Annotated in this window: 16 protein-coding genes and 2 pseudogenes; 11 read left to right on the top strand and 7 right to left on the bottom strand. The window is 43.7% G+C overall.

The window, feature by feature from the left end; translation table 11 throughout:
- Positions 1–101 precede the first annotated feature (101 nt).
- Positions 102–884, bottom strand: a complete 783-nt coding sequence (locus AB6E51_RS21300) for an outer membrane protein OmpK (protein WP_017059903.1) — start codon at positions 882–884, stop codon at positions 102–104.
- A 360-nt stretch (positions 885–1244) separates the two neighbouring features.
- On the opposite strand from AB6E51_RS21300, the pseudogene AB6E51_RS21295 reads away from it, so the two are divergent.
- Positions 1245–1464 (top strand): annotated as a pseudogene (locus tag AB6E51_RS21295) (2-dehydropantoate 2-reductase); the annotation flags it as partial.
- A gap of 66 nt (positions 1465–1530) precedes the next feature.
- Here the strand turns inward: AB6E51_RS21295 and AB6E51_RS21290 are convergent.
- The 4 genes from AB6E51_RS21290 to AB6E51_RS21275 form a co-directional block, all read right to left on the bottom strand.
- Positions 1531–2889, bottom strand: coding sequence for an AmpG family muropeptide MFS transporter (locus AB6E51_RS21290; RefSeq protein WP_372058765.1), 1359 nt, complete (start codon positions 2887–2889; stop codon positions 1531–1533).
- 53 nt (positions 2890–2942) lie between these two features.
- Complete coding sequence (locus AB6E51_RS21285; protein WP_017067737.1) at positions 2943–3491, bottom strand: peptidylprolyl isomerase; 549 nt, start codon at positions 3489–3491, stop codon at positions 2943–2945.
- Positions 3491–4060, bottom strand: a complete 570-nt coding sequence (locus AB6E51_RS21280) for a YajG family lipoprotein (RefSeq protein ID WP_017059907.1) — start codon at positions 4058–4060, stop codon at positions 3491–3493. The genes AB6E51_RS21285 and AB6E51_RS21280 overlap by 1 nt, the downstream gene beginning before the upstream one ends.
- A gap of 66 nt (positions 4061–4126) precedes the next feature.
- Positions 4127–5278 carry a methyltransferase gene (locus AB6E51_RS21275; protein ID WP_136974112.1) on the bottom strand — a complete coding sequence of 384 codons (1152 nt, stop codon included), beginning with the start codon at positions 5276–5278 and terminating at the stop codon, positions 4127–4129.
- Positions 5279–5452: 174 nt separating this feature from the next.
- Here AB6E51_RS21275 and bolA point away from each other — a divergent pair, with 174 nt between their 5' ends.
- From bolA to nqrM, 9 genes are all read left to right on the top strand, one after another.
- Positions 5453–5761 carry a transcriptional regulator BolA gene (bolA, locus tag AB6E51_RS21270; protein ID WP_017059909.1) on the top strand — a complete coding sequence of 103 codons (309 nt, stop codon included), beginning with the start codon at positions 5453–5455 and terminating at the stop codon, positions 5759–5761.
- A 519-nt stretch (positions 5762–6280) separates the two neighbouring features.
- Positions 6281–7621: a Na(+)-translocating NADH-quinone reductase subunit A gene (locus tag AB6E51_RS21265; protein ID WP_372058766.1), complete on the top strand. Its 1341-nt coding sequence runs from the start codon at positions 6281–6283 to the stop codon at positions 7619–7621.
- 5 nt (positions 7622–7626) lie between these two features.
- On the top strand, positions 7627–8871 hold the full coding sequence (locus AB6E51_RS21260; RefSeq protein ID WP_017067139.1) for an NADH:ubiquinone reductase (Na(+)-transporting) subunit B: 1245 nt from the start codon (positions 7627–7629) through the stop codon (positions 8869–8871).
- Positions 8861–9628 carry a Na(+)-translocating NADH-quinone reductase subunit C gene (locus AB6E51_RS21255; RefSeq protein ID WP_017059911.1) on the top strand — a complete coding sequence of 256 codons (768 nt, stop codon included), beginning with the start codon at positions 8861–8863 and terminating at the stop codon, positions 9626–9628. Before AB6E51_RS21260 ends, AB6E51_RS21255 begins: the two co-directional genes overlap by 11 nt.
- Positions 9628–10260, top strand: coding sequence for an NADH:ubiquinone reductase (Na(+)-transporting) subunit D (locus AB6E51_RS21250; protein WP_008223083.1), 633 nt, complete (start codon positions 9628–9630; stop codon positions 10258–10260). Before AB6E51_RS21255 ends, AB6E51_RS21250 begins: the two co-directional genes overlap by 1 nt.
- A gap of 7 nt (positions 10261–10267) precedes the next feature.
- Entirely contained in the window at positions 10268–10864 is a 597-nt protein-coding gene (gene nqrE / locus AB6E51_RS21245; protein ID WP_009848375.1) for an NADH:ubiquinone reductase (Na(+)-transporting) subunit E, read from the top strand.
- A 29-nt stretch (positions 10865–10893) separates the two neighbouring features.
- Positions 10894–12120: an NADH:ubiquinone reductase (Na(+)-transporting) subunit F gene (gene nqrF, locus AB6E51_RS21240; RefSeq protein WP_017059912.1), complete on the top strand. Its 1227-nt coding sequence runs from the start codon at positions 10894–10896 to the stop codon at positions 12118–12120.
- Positions 12121–12294: 174 nt separating this feature from the next.
- Positions 12295–13299: an FAD:protein FMN transferase gene (locus AB6E51_RS21235; RefSeq protein WP_017059913.1), complete on the top strand. Its 1005-nt coding sequence runs from the start codon at positions 12295–12297 to the stop codon at positions 13297–13299.
- A gap of 16 nt (positions 13300–13315) precedes the next feature.
- On the top strand, positions 13316–13570 hold the full coding sequence (gene nqrM / locus AB6E51_RS21230) for a (Na+)-NQR maturation NqrM (protein WP_009848378.1): 255 nt from the start codon (positions 13316–13318) through the stop codon (positions 13568–13570).
- Positions 13571–13705: 135 nt separating this feature from the next.
- Here the strand turns inward: nqrM and AB6E51_RS21225 are convergent, their stop codons facing one another.
- The gene (locus tag AB6E51_RS21225) at positions 13706–14944 is read right to left on the bottom strand and encodes a response regulator (RefSeq protein ID WP_017064183.1); all 1239 of its coding nucleotides are present in this window, start codon (positions 14942–14944) and stop codon (positions 13706–13708) included.
- A gap of 162 nt (positions 14945–15106) precedes the next feature.
- Between AB6E51_RS21225 and dinB the strand changes: the two genes are divergently transcribed.
- Positions 15107–16183 (top strand): DNA polymerase IV, encoded by a 1077-nt coding sequence (gene dinB / locus AB6E51_RS21220; protein WP_029235195.1) that lies wholly within the window; start codon positions 15107–15109, stop codon positions 16181–16183.
- A gap of 64 nt (positions 16184–16247) precedes the next feature.
- On the opposite strand, the pseudogene AB6E51_RS21215 reads toward dinB, so the two are convergent.
- Positions 16248–17186: pseudogene (locus AB6E51_RS21215) on the bottom strand (RecQ family zinc-binding domain-containing protein); the annotation flags it as partial.
- Positions 17187–17237: the final 51 nt, after the last annotated feature.

Here is a 17237-nt window from a genome sequence, read left to right as displayed (position 1 = left end):
GAGATAAGAAAGTGATGCTGCAAGGATAGCGAGGCATTAAATGAAAGCAATAAAAAATGGCACCCGAGGGTGCCATTTAGGAAACTTTCTTAGAAGTTCGATTAGAACTTGTAAGTTACTGCAACGTAGTGACCGAAGCCTGTTGATTTGAATCCATCAGTATCTTTAATACCGTAGATGTCTTTGTAACCTTTTAGGCCGTAACCAACAGCAAAACGATCTGAGTGCCAGTAGATACCATTGTACATTGCACCACCGTTACTTGCAGAAGAGTACTTGTCTTCCAGACCAAATTGGTAATCGATGTAACCTTGGTAAGAGACGAATGAACCGTTCTCGAAGAAGTAGAAAGGTTTAAACCAGTTTGCAGAAACTTGGTAACCGTTCCAATCTTTGTTGTTTGAATCGTATGTACCGTAAAGGTTTAGGCCAATTTTGCCTAACCACGGAACCATTACGTCAGAACCTAAACCAACTTTTTGAGTGTTAACGCCAGAGTTACCACCCCATTCCATAAGTGTAGATACGTAAAGCTCTTGAACTGGACCGAAAGAAAGATCTTTACCTGTAAGTCCGTCTAGAGACATACGAGGAGCGAACTTCATGAACATCTTTTCAGCACCAGCTTTATCGCTGCCTGGATCAGACGTTAGGTTGAATACGTCAACATAGCCATAAAGGTCGAAGATTCCCGAGCGGCCACCGAATTCCATCTCTAGGTAATCATGTGAAGACTCACCTGGAAGTTCGTCAATTGCAGCCATAAGGTTGAATTGCATCCATTTGTAATCGTTCTTATGGATGTCGCCGTCAGAATAATCAGCCGCCATTACTGGAGCAGATGCTGCTGCAAGTAGGCCAAGAGTTAAAAGTGATTTACGCATAATGGAACTCTCTATGTTTGAAATAAGTAACCCGCTAATCCGTGCGTGTTTATGATGTCCGAATGCCGAGCATAATAGCGATTTTGTTCTCAAATAAAAGTGAGACAGAGTGAAAACTACAATTATTAATTTGAAGTTGATCACACTAATGATCTAAATGATGGAACTTTAAGGTGGTAGTGCATCTTGATGCACTTTGGATTCTATTGATTTTGTGAAATCTGATTATTTTGTAGATAAATTGGTGAATTGATGCTCTAAGCAAACGATTATACTAAATAGAGTGATATGCATATCAAAATCAACAGTATTCTTTTCTAAGCGTTTTCTCTTAAAAAATGACAATTCAACCCGTCTTACAATCCAGTCTTTGATCTATCTTTGACCGAAAACGGTGGGTATTGCTGGCAGCACTCCGGCGCTAAGTGATGTGAAATTCAAAGATTATGCGAATGGCATTTATGTTGCGGCGGGGTCTTACTTTGTGACGATTACTGTAGCGGGTCAGCCTTTGGTTGTGGCGATTGATGATTCGATGGGAACAGGTTTTAATCTTATCGTGAGCGACACAACAGACTAGATCTGAAGACCGAACGTAGAAGAGGGTAGATCAATGCTACCCTCTTCTTATTTGTTTTCTTTGACTCTATTCTTGGTTAGTTTTGGCTTTCTCTAATAAATCAGTGAAAAAGTGGCGTAACGAATAAAGCATGATCAAGCTTGGAATGACCATTAATGAGGTCAGTATAAAGAAGGTTGACCAATCATTGAGGAAATCAACCAACTCACCACTGAAGGAAGCCAACGTGGTGCGACCGAAGTTACCCAAGGATGCGAGTAATGCATACTGGGTTGCAGAGAAGGCTTGCCCAGTTAATAGTGTTAAGAAAGACACGAATGCTACTGTCGAGAATGCCGTTGTAAAGTTATCGACAATAATTGTTGCCAAGAACAGAGTTTCACTTGGGCCCGCTTTAGCTATCCATGCAAACATCAGGTTACTGGCTGCCATTGCTATACCGCCAATCATCAACCCGCGCACAATACCGAACCTGACATTGAAGATACTGCCTAACAAGGTGAAGAATATTGTTGCGCCCCAACCAATTAACTTCGAATAGTGGCCGATCTGTTCATTACTGAAACCTATCTCTTTATAGAAGGTGATCGACATGCGACCTAGGAAGGCTTCACCTATCTTAAATAGGAACACAAACAGCAATAGAGTAATGGCAACTTGAACTCCGTTTCTTTTGAAGAAATCATAAAATGGTTCAATTACCGTCACACTGAACCAAGCGACAAGCTTTGAGCCGACCACTTTATTGTGTCGCTGTTGTGCTTGTTCTTGTAGGGCTTCACGTTGTGTATTTGGCTCTCCGACAAAAAGAGTAAACAGCATTAATACAACAACGACACCTGCCATTCCGTAATACACGCCATTCCAACCGATTGAGTCTGCATTAATAAAGGCAAGGTAGCCTGGTAGTGAATACCCCGTCCACCACCCAATTACGGCCATTGCGGAAGCTTGCGGCAGTTTTGATGCTTCGGATTTTGGGAAGGTATCAATACGAAATGCATCAATCGCGATGTCTTGCGTGGCTGAGGCAATGGCAATAGCGAGCGCCAACATTGAGGTAAACGCCAAATTCTCTGCGGGATTGACGCCTGCGATGAATAAGGTGCCGATTAAAACAATGGTTTGGCAGAAAAAGATCCAACTGCGGCGCTGGCCGAGTATTGCGTGAAGCACCGGCAGTTTTACTCGGTCTACCAATGGTGCCCATAAAAAGTTAATCGCATACACGGCAAACACACTACCAAAGTAGCCAATGGCAGCACGCGTTAAACCTGCATCTTTTAGCCAGCCAGACATGTTGGATCCAATAAGAACCCATGGGAAGCCACTCGAACAGCCGAGCATAAACACCCAAAGTAGACGTTTATCTAGGTAGCTGCGAAAAGTCTGCATCCAAGAAAGAGAGGGAGTGCCTGATGACATAGGGCGTCCTTGTATAGAAAAACGCCCTTAAGAAATAAGGGCGTTACATTGGATTACTTAAGAAGGGTCACTTTAGTGATGACGATTGGGTCAACTGGTATGTCTGACATGCGGCCCATTCGCTTGGTTGGAATCGTTGCCATCTTTTGAACAACATCAAAACCTTCAGTTACTTTGCCGAATACAGCGTAGCCTGGGTTGCTACCTTTTGCGTTCAAGAAGTCATTATCAGAGAAGTTAATGAAGAACTGACGAGTTGCAGAATCTGGCGCATTAGTACGAGCCATCGCGATTGTTGCTGTATCGTTCTTCAAGCCATTGCTGCCTTCATTCTTGATAGGAGCGTAAGTTGCTTGTTGATTCATCTCTTGATCGAAGCCGCCACCTTGAGCCATAAAGCCAGGAATAACACGGTGGAAGATAGTGCCTTCGTAGCTGCCGTCAGCAACGTATTTTAGGAAGTTCTCCGCACTAACCGGTGCTTGTTCTTGGTTAAGCTCAATTGTGAAGTCGCCTAATGTTGTTTCTACGTTCACTTTAGGACCAGCCCAAACGCTCACGCTCACCAACATTAATGCGATAGAAGATAAAATACGAACCATTAGAAACGTTCCTTCATGTAAGTTTGTAGCTCTTGGTCGTTAGCGATTTCCGTAAGAACCAAGTTAATCACGTCATTAAGAACCATAGAGATGTCGTCATTTGACGCACTCAAGGCACCAGTGCGCGTTGCAGTACCGTTGAATGTTTTCACTAGTTTGCCTTCAGGCGTTTCAGCCGTAACTTCAAGCGTTACTTTACCGTCCATTTTGTTTTCCATAATGGTGTGTTCTACGGTAACAAGCGCTTCTTGAATCTCCAAAACAATTGAGTTTTCACTGTTTACGCTTGCACGAAAACCTTGAGACTCTAACTGCTGTGCAACAGCATTTTCTAGAGAAATACGCATGTTTTGCTTAGCGTGAATTGGCTGAATGTTTGAACGGCCACTATCAACCAATGCAACATATTGAGCGGCACGAACATCTTTACTGGTTAGTGTGTATGTTTTGCCTTGTACAAGGTTGCTTGAGCTTAGTGAAGCTTCTGGCATTACATTGATCTGTTCTTGCTGAGGGGCTGAACATGCTGTCAAAGCCATAATAGAAGCAGCCAAAATCAGTTTTTTCATTCCTTTATCCTTTCTAAATTCACACCAGAAGCTCGGTATCTTAAATTCTTGTGAAGTCGTTTCTGCTTATTTATTAAAATTCGCAGGCTCTCTTGTTGCTTGTAATATCTCAAATTTTTGGTTTAGTTCAAGCGTTTCAACGTTAGCTTCACCAAATAGTCTCGCTAGTTTGACATCGTATCCGAGGTGTCGGTTGCCAATAACAATTAATTTGCCTCCATTGCTTAGAACATGCTTTGCATCACAGAACATTTGCCACGCAATGTGATCCGTAATCGCTTGTTGCTGATGGAATGGAGGATTACACATCACTAGGTAGGTGCTGTTTTTCTTGAAGCCATCTAAACAGTTATTGGCGATGAACTGGAAGTTGCCTTCTTCACCAAGGTTATCCTTGACGTTTTGGCGCGCCGACTCCACCGCCATAAAGCTTTCATCCACACAGGTGATACGAGCTTGTGGGTTCAATTGCCCTGCTTTTACGCTCAATACACCGTTGCCACAGCCTAGGTCGATGATATGACGCAGCTCTGGATCTTGAGGGATATGCTCTAGCATATAGCGAGCGCCTTGATCGAGTGCTTCCCCTGAGTAAACATTTGGTAAATTTTTCAGACGGATATCTTCACCGTCCACATCCCATTCAACAAAAGGCTCTACTGTTTGAATAGGCTGGCAGTTTGGAGACGAGAATACTAAGCGGTGTTTTTTCTTCGCTAGTGATGTTTTGGTTTCGCCTAGGTACTTTTCGAACAGGTTAAGCGTAGAAGTGTGAATCTCTTTTACCTTGTTGACGCCAATCACTTGGCAGCCTACAGGCAATGCTTGGCGTAGCTGGCTCAGTTGCCAGATTAGGTGACGATTTGTTTTTGGCAGCTGCATGATCACAAGGTCGATACCGTGTGGGATATCATCCATCGTGTTCAAGAAGTTCACTCGGTTACTTTGATTGCGCTGCAAGTTTTTCAGGGCGCCACGGTGAGAGATAAATGAGTCGCTCATCATAGTGACATCATGATCTTTCGAGAACCAAGTCGATAGGGCACCGAAGCTGTCGTTCATGATCAGGATGTGTTTACCAGGTTCAAGGTTCATCTCTTCAACATGGCTAATAATGTATTCGTCGCCCGCATCCCAAGCTTGAAGGGTTTCATTTGAACGTTTCGGGAAACGATGTAAGGTCAAAGTTCTGTCGTGAAGGGTAAGTTCGGTTTTCATTGCTTGAGATACTTATGTAAGAAATAACAAAGATATTGTCTCAAATGCAGGCTGAACAAGATAGAAAAAACTCAACCAAACCTATGCCATTCGCCATGAAATACTCAGACACTCGACCTGTTAGGGTTTATACTCAGCCCACGGATAATGCCAATACGTTATTAAGGAATCACAATGATCCAAGAAGTTATCGAAACAAAATTGCACAATGAGTTTTCACCAAGTCATTTAAACGTGGTCAATGAGAGCTATATGCACAATGTTCCGGCTGGTTCTGAGAGTCATTTCAAAGTGATTGTTGTCAGCGATGTGTTTGAAGGTTTGCGTCTTATTGCTCGTCATCGAGCGGTAAATAAGGCACTTTCAGAAGAGTTAGCCAATAATATCCACGCACTGTCTATTCACACTTATACAAAAGATGAATGGATGAAGCAGCTAGATAGCGTGCCAGACAGTCCAATGTGTATGGGTGGCGGAAAGTAAGAAGGCCTATATACAGAGAAAAGCGCCATGGCGCTTTTTTTGTCGTCAAACGTATGTATTTTTCGTTCTTATATCACCCAAACTGATGTCAAATTGAACGAGCTCAAATACCTACAATGAGTAATGTTTTTATTAACAGTGTTTCAACATAACTAGTAAAATATTAGTTTGTGACAGAGTATTAATCTCTTGTTTAAAACACGATTCAAAAGCCATTTTATCTGTGCGGCTCGTCAAATTTATACATATTTGAGAGGCCATATGCTTCAAATCTCACCAAATAAAGGCTGTATTCAAGTTATTGGTCATGGCATCGAGTTGTCAAAAAATGCTAGAATATCGCACCTGATAAATCTCACATGATTCGTGTGGTGATTTTATTATGAAAATGTTGCGATTTTGGTATCTCAAATTTACCAAAACCGGACACTGTAATGTCGTGTCTAAGGGCGAGTTTAAAACGTCCTGAATTTACGCAATTAAAAGAATCTTTTTCCCGATAAAGTAGTGCAAGTGCGTATGATTACAATAAATAAGGGTTTGGATCTTCCTATCGCAGGAACTCCATCCCAGGTGATTAATGATGGTAAGTCCATCACTAAAGTCGCCTTGCTTGGCGAAGAGTACGTTGGTATGCGTCCTACGATGCATGCTCGCGTTGGTGATGAAGTGAAGAAAGGCCAAGTTCTTTTTGCAGATAAAAAGAACCCAGGTGTTGTATTTACTTCTCCAGCAAGCGGTAAAGTTATTGAAGTGAACCGTGGTGCTAAGCGTGTTCTTCAATCAGTAGTGATTGAAGTAGCAGGCAATGAGCAAATCACGTTCAATAGCTATGAAGCTAGCCAACTAGCAGGTCTTGACCGTGAAACGGTTAAATCTCAGTTAGTTGAGTCTGGCGCATGGACCGCTTTGCGAACTCGTCCGTTCAGCAAGGTTCCAGCCATTGATTCTGAAACTCAGGCTATTTTCGTAACTGCTATGGATACTAATCCGTTGGCAGCTGAGCCAGAATTAATCATTAACGAGCAGTCTGATGCTTTCGTTGCTGGTTTGGATCTTCTTTCAACTCTGACTAACGGTAAAGTGTACGTTTGTAAAAAAGGTACTAGCTTACCTCGTTCAGCTCAGTCTAACGTTGAAGAACATGTTTTTGATGGCCCACACCCTGCAGGTCTTGCAGGCACGCATATGCATTACCTATACCCGGTAAATGCACAAAACGTAGCGTGGAGCATTAACTACCAAGATGTTATCGCATTCGGTAAGCTTTTCCTTACTGGTGAGATTTACTCTGAGCGTGTTGTTTCTCTGGCTGGTCCAGTGGTGAACAACCCTCGTCTAGTTCGTACTCAAATTGGTGCTAGCCTTGAAGAGTTGACAGACAGCGAGTTAATGCCAGGCGAAGTTCGTGTGATTTCTGGTTCTGTACTTACGGGTACTGAAGCAACAGGTCCACATGCTTTCCTTGGTCGTTACCATCAGCAAGTTTCTGTTCTACGTGAAGGTCGTGATAAAGAGCTATTCGGCTGGGCTATGCCTGGTAAGAACAAGTTCTCTGTTACTCGTTCATTCCTTGGTCACCTGTTTAAAGGTCAGTTGTTCAACATGACAACGACAACAAACGGTAGTGACCGCTCAATGGTTCCAATTGGTAACTACGAGCGCGTAATGCCTCTAGATATGGAACCTACATTGCTGCTTCGTGATCTATGTGCAGGCGACATTGATAGTGCTCAAGCACTAGGTGCGCTAGAGCTAGACGAAGAAGATGTAGCATTGTGTACCTTTGTATGTCCAGGTAAGTACGAGTACGGTCAACTACTTCGTGAATGCCTAGATACGATTGAGAAGGAAGGGTAATTTTCATGGGCCTTAAAAAGTTTCTTGAAGACATCGAGCATCATTTTGAGCCAGGTGGTAAACACGAGAAGTGGTTTGCGCTTTACGAAGCAGCAGCGACAGTGTTCTACACGCCAGGTCTTATTACAAAGAAAAGCTCGCACGTTCGTGATAGCGTTGATTTAAAACGTATCATGATCATGGTTTGGTTCGCGGTATTCCCAGCAATGTTCTGGGGTATGTACAACGCGGGTGGCCAAGCTATCGCAGCACTTAACCATATGTATGCAGGTGCTGAACTAGCATCTGTTATCAGTGGTAACTGGCACTACTGGCTAACCGAAATGCTTGGAGCCTCCTTAGGAGCCGATGCAGGTGTTGGCAGCAAGATGCTACTTGGTGCGACTTACTTCCTACCTATCTACGCAACGGTATTCATCGTTGGTGGTTTCTGGGAAGTTCTGTTCTGTATGGTGCGTAAGCACGAAGTAAACGAAGGTTTCTTTGTTACTTCTATCTTATTCGCGCTTATCGTTCCGCCAACACTTCCTCTATGGCAAGCAGCACTAGGTATTACCTTCGGTGTTGTAGTCGCTAAAGAGATCTTCGGTGGTACGGGTCGTAACTTCCTGAACCCTGCACTTGCTGGCCGTGCGTTCCTATTCTTTGCATACCCTGCACAGATTTCAGGTGACGTAGTTTGGACTGCTGCAGATGGTTTCTCTGGTGCAACTGCTCTTAGCCAATGGGCTCAAGGCGGCGGTAGCGCACTAATGAACGTAACATCTGGTGAAGCAATCACTTGGATGGACGCATTCATTGGTAACATCCCAGGTTCTATCGGTGAAGTATCGACTCTAGCACTTATGATCGGTGCTGCGATGATCGTTTACATGCGTATCGCTTCATGGCGAATCATTGCTGGTGTAATGATCGGTATGATTGCTGTGTCTACGCTGTTTAACGTGATCGGTTCTGATACTAACGCAATGTTCAGCATGCCTTGGCACTGGCACCTAGTTCTAGGTGGCTTCGCATTCGGTATGTTCTTCATGGCGACTGACCCAGTATCAGCTTCATTTACCAACAAAGGTAAGTGGTGGTACGGCATCCTAATCGGCGCAATGTGTGTAATGATTCGTGTAGTTAACCCTGCATACCCAGAAGGCATGATGCTTGCGATTCTATTCGCAAACCTATTTGCTCCTCTGTTTGACCACGTTGTAATCGAGAAGAACATTAAGCGGAGACTAGCGCGCTATGGCAAGTAATAACGATAGCATTAAAAAGACGCTGTTTGTTGTTATCGCATTGAGCCTAGTGTGCTCAATCATCGTTTCAACAGCTGCAGTTGTTCTTAAACCTAAGCAACAAGCTAACGCGGTTCTAGATCAGCAAACTAAGATCCTTGAAGTTGCGGGCATTGAACTTGCGGGTAATATCCCTGAACTGTACGCAGAGAACATTGAACCTCGTCTAGTTGATTTCGCTACTGGCGATTTCGTTGACGGCGATGCTGCTGCATACGACCAACGTAAAGCGGCAAAAGATCCAGCTCAGTCAATCAAGCTTTCAGCTGAAGATGACATCGCTAAGATCCTTCGTCGTGCTAACACGGGTACTGTATACCTTGTGAAAGATGGCGCTGAAACTTCTAAAGTTATCATCCCTGTTCACGGTAACGGTCTATGGTCAATGATGTACGCATTCGTTGCGGTAGAAACTGATGGCAACACAGTTTCTGGTATCACTTACTACGAGCAAGGTGAAACTCCTGGACTTGGTGGTGAAGTTGAGAACCCATCTTGGCGCGCTCAATTCGTTGGTAAGAAATTATTCGACGAAAACCACAAACCTGCTATTCAGGTTGTTAAAGGTGGCGCTCCTCAAGGTTCTGAGCACGGTGTAGATGGCCTTTCTGGTGCAACACTGACTAGCGTTGGTGTTCAACATACATTTGACTTCTGGTTAGGTGATATGGGCTTTGGTCCGTTCCTAGCAAAAGTTCGTGACGGAGGTCTGAACTAATGTCTAGTGCAAAAGAAATTAAAAAGAGCATCTTAGCGCCGGTGTTGGACAACAACCCAATCGCGCTACAGGTTCTTGGTGTGTGTTCTGCTCTTGCGGTAACCACTAAGCTAGAAACAGCATTTGTTATGACTATCGCGGTAATGTTCGTTACTGCTCTGTCTAACTTCTTCGTTTCTTTGATCCGTAACCACATTCCTAACAGTGTGCGTATCATCGTTCAGATGGCAATTATCGCATCACTAGTAATCGTGGTAGACCAAGTGCTTAAAGCATACCTATACGATATCTCTAAGCAGCTATCTGTATTCGTAGGCCTAATCATTACTAACTGTATTGTAATGGGTCGTGCTGAAGCATTCGCAATGAAGTCTGCGCCAATCCCATCTCTAATCGATGGTCTTGGTAACGGTCTTGGTTACGGTTTCGTTCTTATCACTGTTGGTTTCTTCCGTGAGCTTCTAGGCTCTGGCAAACTATTTGGTATGGAAGTACTACCTCTAGTGAGCAACGGTGGTTGGTATCAGCCAAACGGCTTGATGCTTCTAGCACCTTCTGCATTCTTCCTAATTGGTTTCTTGATTTGGGCAATTCGTGTGTTCAAACCAGAACAAGTAGAAGCGAAGGGGTAAGGTAGTCATGGAACATTATATTAGTCTGCTAGTTAAATCGATTTTCATCGAAAACATGGCGCTTTCTTTCTTCCTAGGTATGTGTACATTCCTAGCGGTATCTAAGAAAGTTAAAACTTCTTTTGGTCTTGGTGTTGCGGTAGTTGTAGTACTTACAATCGCTGTTCCTGTAAACAACCTTGTTTACACACACATCCTGAAAGAAAACGCGCTTGTTGAAGGTGTCGATTTAAGTTTCCTTAACTTCATCGCATTCATCGGTGTTATCGCGGCACTTGTACAAATCCTAGAGATGGTTCTAGACCGTTTCTTCCCACCTTTGTACAACGCACTAGGTATCTTCCTTCCACTGATCACAGTTAACTGTGCAATCTTTGGTGGTGTATCTTTCATGGTAACTCGTGACTACAACTTTGCTGAATCTGTTGTTTACGGCTTCGGTTCTGGTGTGGGTTGGATGTTAGCTATCGTTGCTCTTGCGGGTATCCGTGAGAAGATGAAGTACTCTGACGTACCTCCAGGTCTTCGTGGCCTTGGTATCACGTTCATTACTGTTGGTCTGATGGCGTTAGGCTTTATGTCTTTCTCTGGTGTTCAACTGTAGGGTAAGCACCCAGTAATAAGGAATAACAAATGTTTAGTATTATTCTTGGCGTAGCGATGTTTACCATTATTGTACTGGCTCTAGTACTAGTGATTCTTTTCGCTAAGTCTAAGTTAGTACCATCAGGTGACATCACTATTTCAGTAAACGGCGACCCTGAAAAGGCGATCGTTACTCAACCTGGTAGCAAGCTACTTGGTGCCCTGGCTGGCGCTGGTATCTTCGTATCTTCTGCTTGTGGTGGCGGTGGCTCTTGTGGTCAGTGTCGTGTAAAAGTTAAGTCTGGTGGTGGCGACATCCTTCCAACTGAACTTGATCACATCACAAAAGGTGAAGCTCGCGAAGGCGAACGTCTTGCATGTCAAGTTGCTATGAAAACTGACATGGAGATTGAACTAGACGAAGATATCTTTGGTGTTAAAAAGTGGGAATGTACTGTTATCTCGAATAACAACGAAGCTACTTTCATCAAAGAACTTGCTCTAGCGATCCCTGAAGGTGAAGAAGTTCCGTTCCGCGCGGGTGGTTACATTCAGATTGAAGCTGAACCACATCACGTGAAATACGCAGATTACGATATTCCTGAGGAATACCGTGGTGACTGGGATAAGTTCAACTTGTTCCGTTATGAGTCTATCGTTAAAGAGCATTCGATCCGTGCTTACTCTATGGCTTCATACCCAGAAGAGAAAGGCATCATCAAGCTTAACGTGCGTATCGCAACTCCGCCGCCAAACAACCCTGACGTAGCTCCTGGTGTTATGTCTTCATACATCTGGTCTCTTAAAGAAGGCGACAAATGTACTATTTCTGGTCCATTTGGTGAGTTCTTTGCTAAAGACACAGACAATGAAATGGTATTCATCGGTGGTGGTGCAGGTATGGCGCCTATGCGTTCTCATATCTTCGACCAACTTAAGCGTCTTAAGTCTACTCGTAAGATGTCTTACTGGTATGGCGCACGTTCTAAGCGTGAGATGTTCTACATTGAAGATTTCGATGGCCTAGCGGCTGCAAACGAAAACTTCGTGTGGCACTGTGCACTGTCTGATCCTCAACCAGAGGACAACTGGGACGGTTACACTGGTTTCATCCACAATGTACTGTACGAAAACTACCTGAAGGATCACGAAGCTCCTGAAGATTGTGAGTACTACATGTGTGGTCCACCGATGATGAACGCTGCTGTTATCGGCATGCTGAAAGATCTTGGTGTAGAAGATGAAAACATCCTACTAGATGACTTCGGTGGTTAATCCACTTAAGTGATTGATATTATGGCTGACTCCTACGAGTCAGCCATTTGTTTTTCTAAGACAGCTTTTGACAACATACTGGCTTATATAAGAAAGAGTAAGGCATTCAAAATACCTATTTTTTACTCTTATTTTTCCTTATATAAATCCTCAACATTAGACAGGAGTAAGCAAGTGAGAATTTGGCTTGTTGCATTAACTTCTTTGATTTTTCTTGCGGGCTGTGAGCAGTCAAGAGAGCAAGTGCATTTGAGTGGCCCAACGATGGGCACGAGTTACAATATTAAATACATCAATGGTGATGAATTTCCTGAGTCTAATGAAGTTCATACAGAGATCGATCGTCTACTTGAAGAAGTAAACGACCAGATGTCGACTTACCGTGAAGATTCCGAATTAAGCCGTTTCAACCAGCATAAAGGTGCGGATGCGTTCGAAGTATCTGAGCAAACAGCGACGGTTGTGAAAGAAGCGATTCGTTTGAACGGTCTTACTGAAGGAGCTCTGGATGTAACGGTTGGTCCGTTAGTTAACTTATGGGGTTTTGGTCCTGAAGCTCGTCCTGAAGTTGTGCCATCAGATGAAGAGCTGGCGGCTCGCAAGGCTAAGATTGGTATCCATCATCTTAGTGTTGAAGGCAACATGTTGAAGAAAGACCTACCTAACCTGTATGTCGATCTATCCACGATTGCAAAAGGTTGGGGTGTTGACGTCGTCGCTGACTACCTTGATTCTATCGGTATTCACAACTACATGGTTGAAGTCGGTGGCGAAATTCGTCTGAAAGGTTTAAACCGTGAGAACGTGGGCTGGCGTATCGCGATTGAGAAACCAAGCGTTGATGAGCGTAATATCCAAGAGATCATCGAGCCGGGTGATATGGCTATCGCAACCTCTGGTGATTACCGTAACTATTTTGAACGTGATGGTGTTCGTTACTCACACATCATCAACCCTGAAACAGGAAAGCCTCTTCACCATAAAGTGGTTTCTGTGACTGTTTTAAACCCGTCTTCAATGACTGCAGACGGCTTATCTACGGGCCTTATGGTCTTAGGTGAGGAAAAAGGAATGGAAGTCGCAAACCAACATAACATCCCAGTGTTCATGGTGGTAAAAACAGCAGATGGCTTTAAAGAAATTGCTTCTGAAGCATTTAAGCCATACTTAGGTAAATAAGGTAAGCGAGATAATTATGAATACATTTCTGATTACATTTGGTGTTTTTCTTGCAGTAATCGCAGCGATGTCAATTGGCTACATTATCCAAAAGAAAGTTGTGAAAGGTAGCTGTGGCGGTTTGGGTGCTGTTGGTATTGATAAAGTATGTAACTGCCCTGAACCTTGTGACGCGCGTAAGAAGCGTGAAGCACGTGAAGCTTACCGTGAAGAGAAGCTGGCTGAGCGTCAACAAAAAGAAGCGGCTTGGAGTAAAGACCGTATCGCTTAATGGGTGACAGTCATAGGGGATAGAGTTATCTATGCCCTCAAATTGAAAAGCTCAAGATTATCGTCTTGAGCTTTTTTAGTTTTGAGGTCTAGCAATTAATCTTGGCATACCAAAAATGGAAACAGAGGCGAATGACTATTGTTCGATTTGCATGCTGTTACGCGCAAACACTAGTTGGTTTCTACCTTGCTCTTTTGCCGTATAAAGAAGCTCATCAGCGGCTTTGATCTGTTCATCTAACTTCGCGTCTAAATCGGTTACGCCGATACTGATACTGACCTTGATTCTTTGAGAGTCATGCTCAACAACATGGCTTTCAATGGCTTCTCTCATGGACTCTAAGTTGTCAACAAAGCTTTCAAATGCGCCGCACGACTGAATACAAAACTCTTCGCCACCAAAGCGCACAGCGACATCGTCTTTGAAATGATCTTTGATTATTTTCCCTACATCGATCAGCACGGCATCACCACCATCGTGTCCAAAGGTATCATTCACTTTCTTAAAGAAGTCGATGTCCATCATCGCGATGTTTCGTTGATCGCAGCCTTTACAAGGATGATTGAACAGGTAGCGACGATTCCATAAGCCAGTAAGAGCATCCTCGTTGGCATGTCGAAATAGCTCGTTGGCCGCTTCTTTCATATCAAGCAGTTGATGGATACGGCAAAAAAATTCTTCTTGGTTAAAAGGCTTGTAAAGGAAGTCGTTAGCCCCCGCTTTAAGGAATCGAGCTGTCATGGTGCGATCATCGCTGCCTGATAACCCTAGAATAGCCAACTGGTTTCTGTCGTGATCGCGTCGTATCTCACGGATCATCGCTATACCGTCTTTCTTCGGCATATCATGGTCTGTAACAACGAACGTAATATCGGGATCGTTATGAAGGAGCTTTAATGCTTGTTCGCCATCTTCGGCTTGGATAGTTTGGATATATTGGTGTTCTAGAAGTTGAGCTATGTAACGGCGAACGACCGCTGAATCATCGACAACCAATGCTTTGTGATGGCGATTATTCGAAATTCTTTGAACCAGGGGAAGTAGGTAGCTTACTGATGACATACTGTCTTTAAGTATGTAATCGATAACGCCTTTGGCTAGGACTTGCTCTCGCAGTTGATTGTCGAACATCCCGGTCAGGACAATGATTTTCTGTTGATAGCCTAAGACGAGATCAATGATCTCGCCGTCTTGGCCGTCAGGTAAACAGTAGTCGAGGACTGCACACAAGAAATCCGTTTCTTGCTCTAAGATCGCTTTGGCTTCTTCTACAGATTCCGCCAACGCAACTTCATAGCCATCGTTCTTAAATTGTTGGTAAAGATAGTTTCTGAATGCGCGACTATCCTCTACCACTAGTATTTTTTCACTCAAAAGCTATCCCTACTTATAGACTAAATACTCCTAACAATACTATCAGAATAGTGGGCGGCGAATGAAGTGAAACCTGTTGAGCTGGACTCCAGATCATTTTAAATCTGAGAATAATTGATTATACTGTTCATAGATACAGTTGTAAGGTTGAGTTATTTCCAAATGTGCAGTTCGGACCAAGAGAAAGTCAGAAAAATAATCCATGTCGATATGGATTGTTTTTACGCGGCTGTAGAAATGCGTGATAACCCTGCTTACCGAAATCGCCCGTTAGCTGTTGGTGGGCATGAAAAGCAACGCGGCGTTTTGAGCACCTGTAATTATGAAGCCCGCAAGTTTGGTGTTCGCTCTGCAATGCCTACCGGAAAGGCCCTACAGCTTTGTCCTAATCTATTGGTTGTGCCGGGAAGAATGTCGGTCTATGTCGAGATATCTAAAAAGATCCGTGAAATCTTCTCTCGATACACATCAATCATTGAACCACTTTCCTTGGATGAAGCTTTCCTTGATGTCACCGATTCTAAGCGGTGTCACGGTTCAGCAACACTTATTGCCGAGTCTATTCGCCGTGATATTTGGAACGAACTGAACCTGACAGCTTCTGCAGGAATTGCACCGATTAAATTCTTGGCGAAAGTGGCCTCAGATCTGAATAAGCCCAATGGTCAGTTTGTTATCCCTCCACAAGACGTGCAATCAGTGATCGATGAGCTACCACTTGAAAAGATTCCCGGTGTCGGCAAAGTGAGCATAGAAAAGCTGCACCAAGCGGGTTTCTTTACTTGTAAGGATATCAAAGAGTCTGACTATCGAGACCTGCTACTCAAGTTTGGCCGTCAAGGTGCATCACTCTGGAAGCGCAGTCATGGCATTGATGATCGAGAAGTTATCATCGAGCGCGAGCGAAAATCGGTAGGTGTAGAGCGCACCTTTACCCAAAACATTTCAAGCTACGCAGAATGTTGGCAGGTAATCGAAGATAAGCTATTTCCTGAACTCGAAACTCGCTTAGAAAAGGCTAGCCCAAGTAAAGCGATCATCAAGCAGGGCATTAAGCTCAAGTTCGCCGACTTTCAACAAACCACGATTGAACACATCCATGCCTCTCTCGATCGTGAACACTTCAAAGAGCTGCTTAGTGAAATACTGAAAAGACAACAGGGGCGAGAAATACGCCTGCTTGGTTTAAGCGTAATGCTGCAACCTAAAGACCAAATGCGTCAGTTGAGCTTCTTTTAAAGATAATGAGTGAGATGAATACCGACTACGCTTCATAGCCTAGTCGGTTTTTTATAAGTAAGAATTACCTAGGAAGTTGTTTTACTCGCGCTAAGGTATCACTGAACGGTTGCTGCTCTAGCTTGCCGTAACCGACCATTTTACTGGCTTTGAGTTTGGTTGAAAGCGGGGTGGCGATTCCACATAAGAAGCGAGTAATTGCCTCGTCGGTAATCAGTTGTTGGCTAGCCGAAATAAACTCATGTATCCATGTCATCACCGTCTCATCATCGATAGGTTCAACATCAACGGTTGGTAAGATTGCCACTTCTCCTCGACATACAGAGCAGTGACCGCAGTTTGTTGGTGCTTTATCATCGGCAAAATAACTCGCAAGGCGTGAGCTTAGGCAAGTATCCGCCTCAAAGAAATTCAGCATTTGGTTAAGGCGGTTTATCTCGCTGTTTTCTTTTGCTTTAAACAACTCAGTTAGACGCTCTGACAGTTGCATCATATCTTCAGAAGTATTGTGGATCGCGTAGACATCGGTGATCTGCTTGCTTTCTAGTTCAATCCAACCTTGTTCATTGAAGTAGTCGATAGCCGCAATCACACGCTGACGATCGGCTTGGAAGTGTGTCCAAAGCGCATCGAAGTCGACTTGGCACCACACTCTTGCTTGAGGAGAGCATTGGAAAATCGCTTCGACAAATTGACGACGTTCACTTTGAAATTGCTCTGTGATCTGCTGTTTCGGACGAATGAATTTAAATTTGTAGTCTGCGAAGTAGCTGTACTTGGGCTCAATCACACCTTCAATTTCGAGATACACCAGTAGTGTTTTTAGCGGTAACTGACGAATGTTGGATTCACGTGATAGTTGATTAAGCATGATCTCCCATTGATTCGAGCCAGAAGCGCCAATGTTTTGATTTTCGTAGATCTCTTTTAATACCGCTTGGATCGATATGTTGTCTGGCGTATCACCAAAAACGAAGTTCTCGAGTGTGCTTAAACCGTGTTTGTATGGATAATAAGCGCTCCAATCGGGTAATGTGAGACCCAGGCTTTAGCT

It is taken from the genome of Vibrio sp. 10N.247.311.47, assembly GCF_041467535.1.
Taxonomy (GTDB): domain Bacteria; phylum Pseudomonadota; class Gammaproteobacteria; order Enterobacterales; family Vibrionaceae; genus Vibrio; species Vibrio crassostreae_C.
This window is presented reverse-complemented; position numbering and strand designations above follow the sequence as displayed.

Bases quoted from the DNA above. Each gene is read 5' to 3' on its own strand.
- AB6E51_RS21255 (WP_017059911.1), top strand. From the start codon at position 8,861: ATGGCAAGTAATAACGATAGCATTAAAAAGACGCTGTTTGTTGTTATC.
- AB6E51_RS21275 (WP_136974112.1), bottom strand. From the start codon at position 5,278: ATGAAAACCGAACTTACCCTTCACGACAGAACTTTGACCTTACATCGT.
- nqrM (WP_009848378.1), top strand. From the start codon at position 13,316: ATGAATACATTTCTGATTACATTTGGTGTTTTTCTTGCAGTAATCGCA.
- AB6E51_RS21260 (WP_017067139.1), top strand. From the start codon at position 7,627: ATGGGCCTTAAAAAGTTTCTTGAAGACATCGAGCATCATTTTGAGCCA.
- AB6E51_RS21250 (WP_008223083.1), top strand. From the start codon at position 9,628: ATGTCTAGTGCAAAAGAAATTAAAAAGAGCATCTTAGCGCCGGTGTTG.
- AB6E51_RS21290 (WP_372058765.1), bottom strand. From the start codon at position 2,889: ATGTCATCAGGCACTCCCTCTCTTTCTTGGATGCAGACTTTTCGCAGC.
- AB6E51_RS21285 (WP_017067737.1), bottom strand. From the start codon at position 3,491: ATGGTTCGTATTTTATCTTCTATCGCATTAATGTTGGTGAGCGTGAGC.
- bolA (WP_017059909.1), top strand. From the start codon at position 5,453: ATGATCCAAGAAGTTATCGAAACAAAATTGCACAATGAGTTTTCACCA.
- AB6E51_RS21280 (WP_017059907.1), bottom strand. From the start codon at position 4,060: ATGAAAAAACTGATTTTGGCTGCTTCTATTATGGCTTTGACAGCATGT.
- nqrF (WP_017059912.1), top strand. From the start codon at position 10,894: ATGTTTAGTATTATTCTTGGCGTAGCGATGTTTACCATTATTGTACTG.
- AB6E51_RS21265 (WP_372058766.1), top strand. From the start codon at position 6,281: ATGATTACAATAAATAAGGGTTTGGATCTTCCTATCGCAGGAACTCCA.
- nqrE (WP_009848375.1), top strand. From the start codon at position 10,268: ATGGAACATTATATTAGTCTGCTAGTTAAATCGATTTTCATCGAAAAC.
- dinB (WP_029235195.1), top strand. From the start codon at position 15,107: ATGTGCAGTTCGGACCAAGAGAAAGTCAGAAAAATAATCCATGTCGAT.
- AB6E51_RS21300 (WP_017059903.1), bottom strand. From the start codon at position 884: ATGCGTAAATCACTTTTAACTCTTGGCCTACTTGCAGCAGCATCTGCT.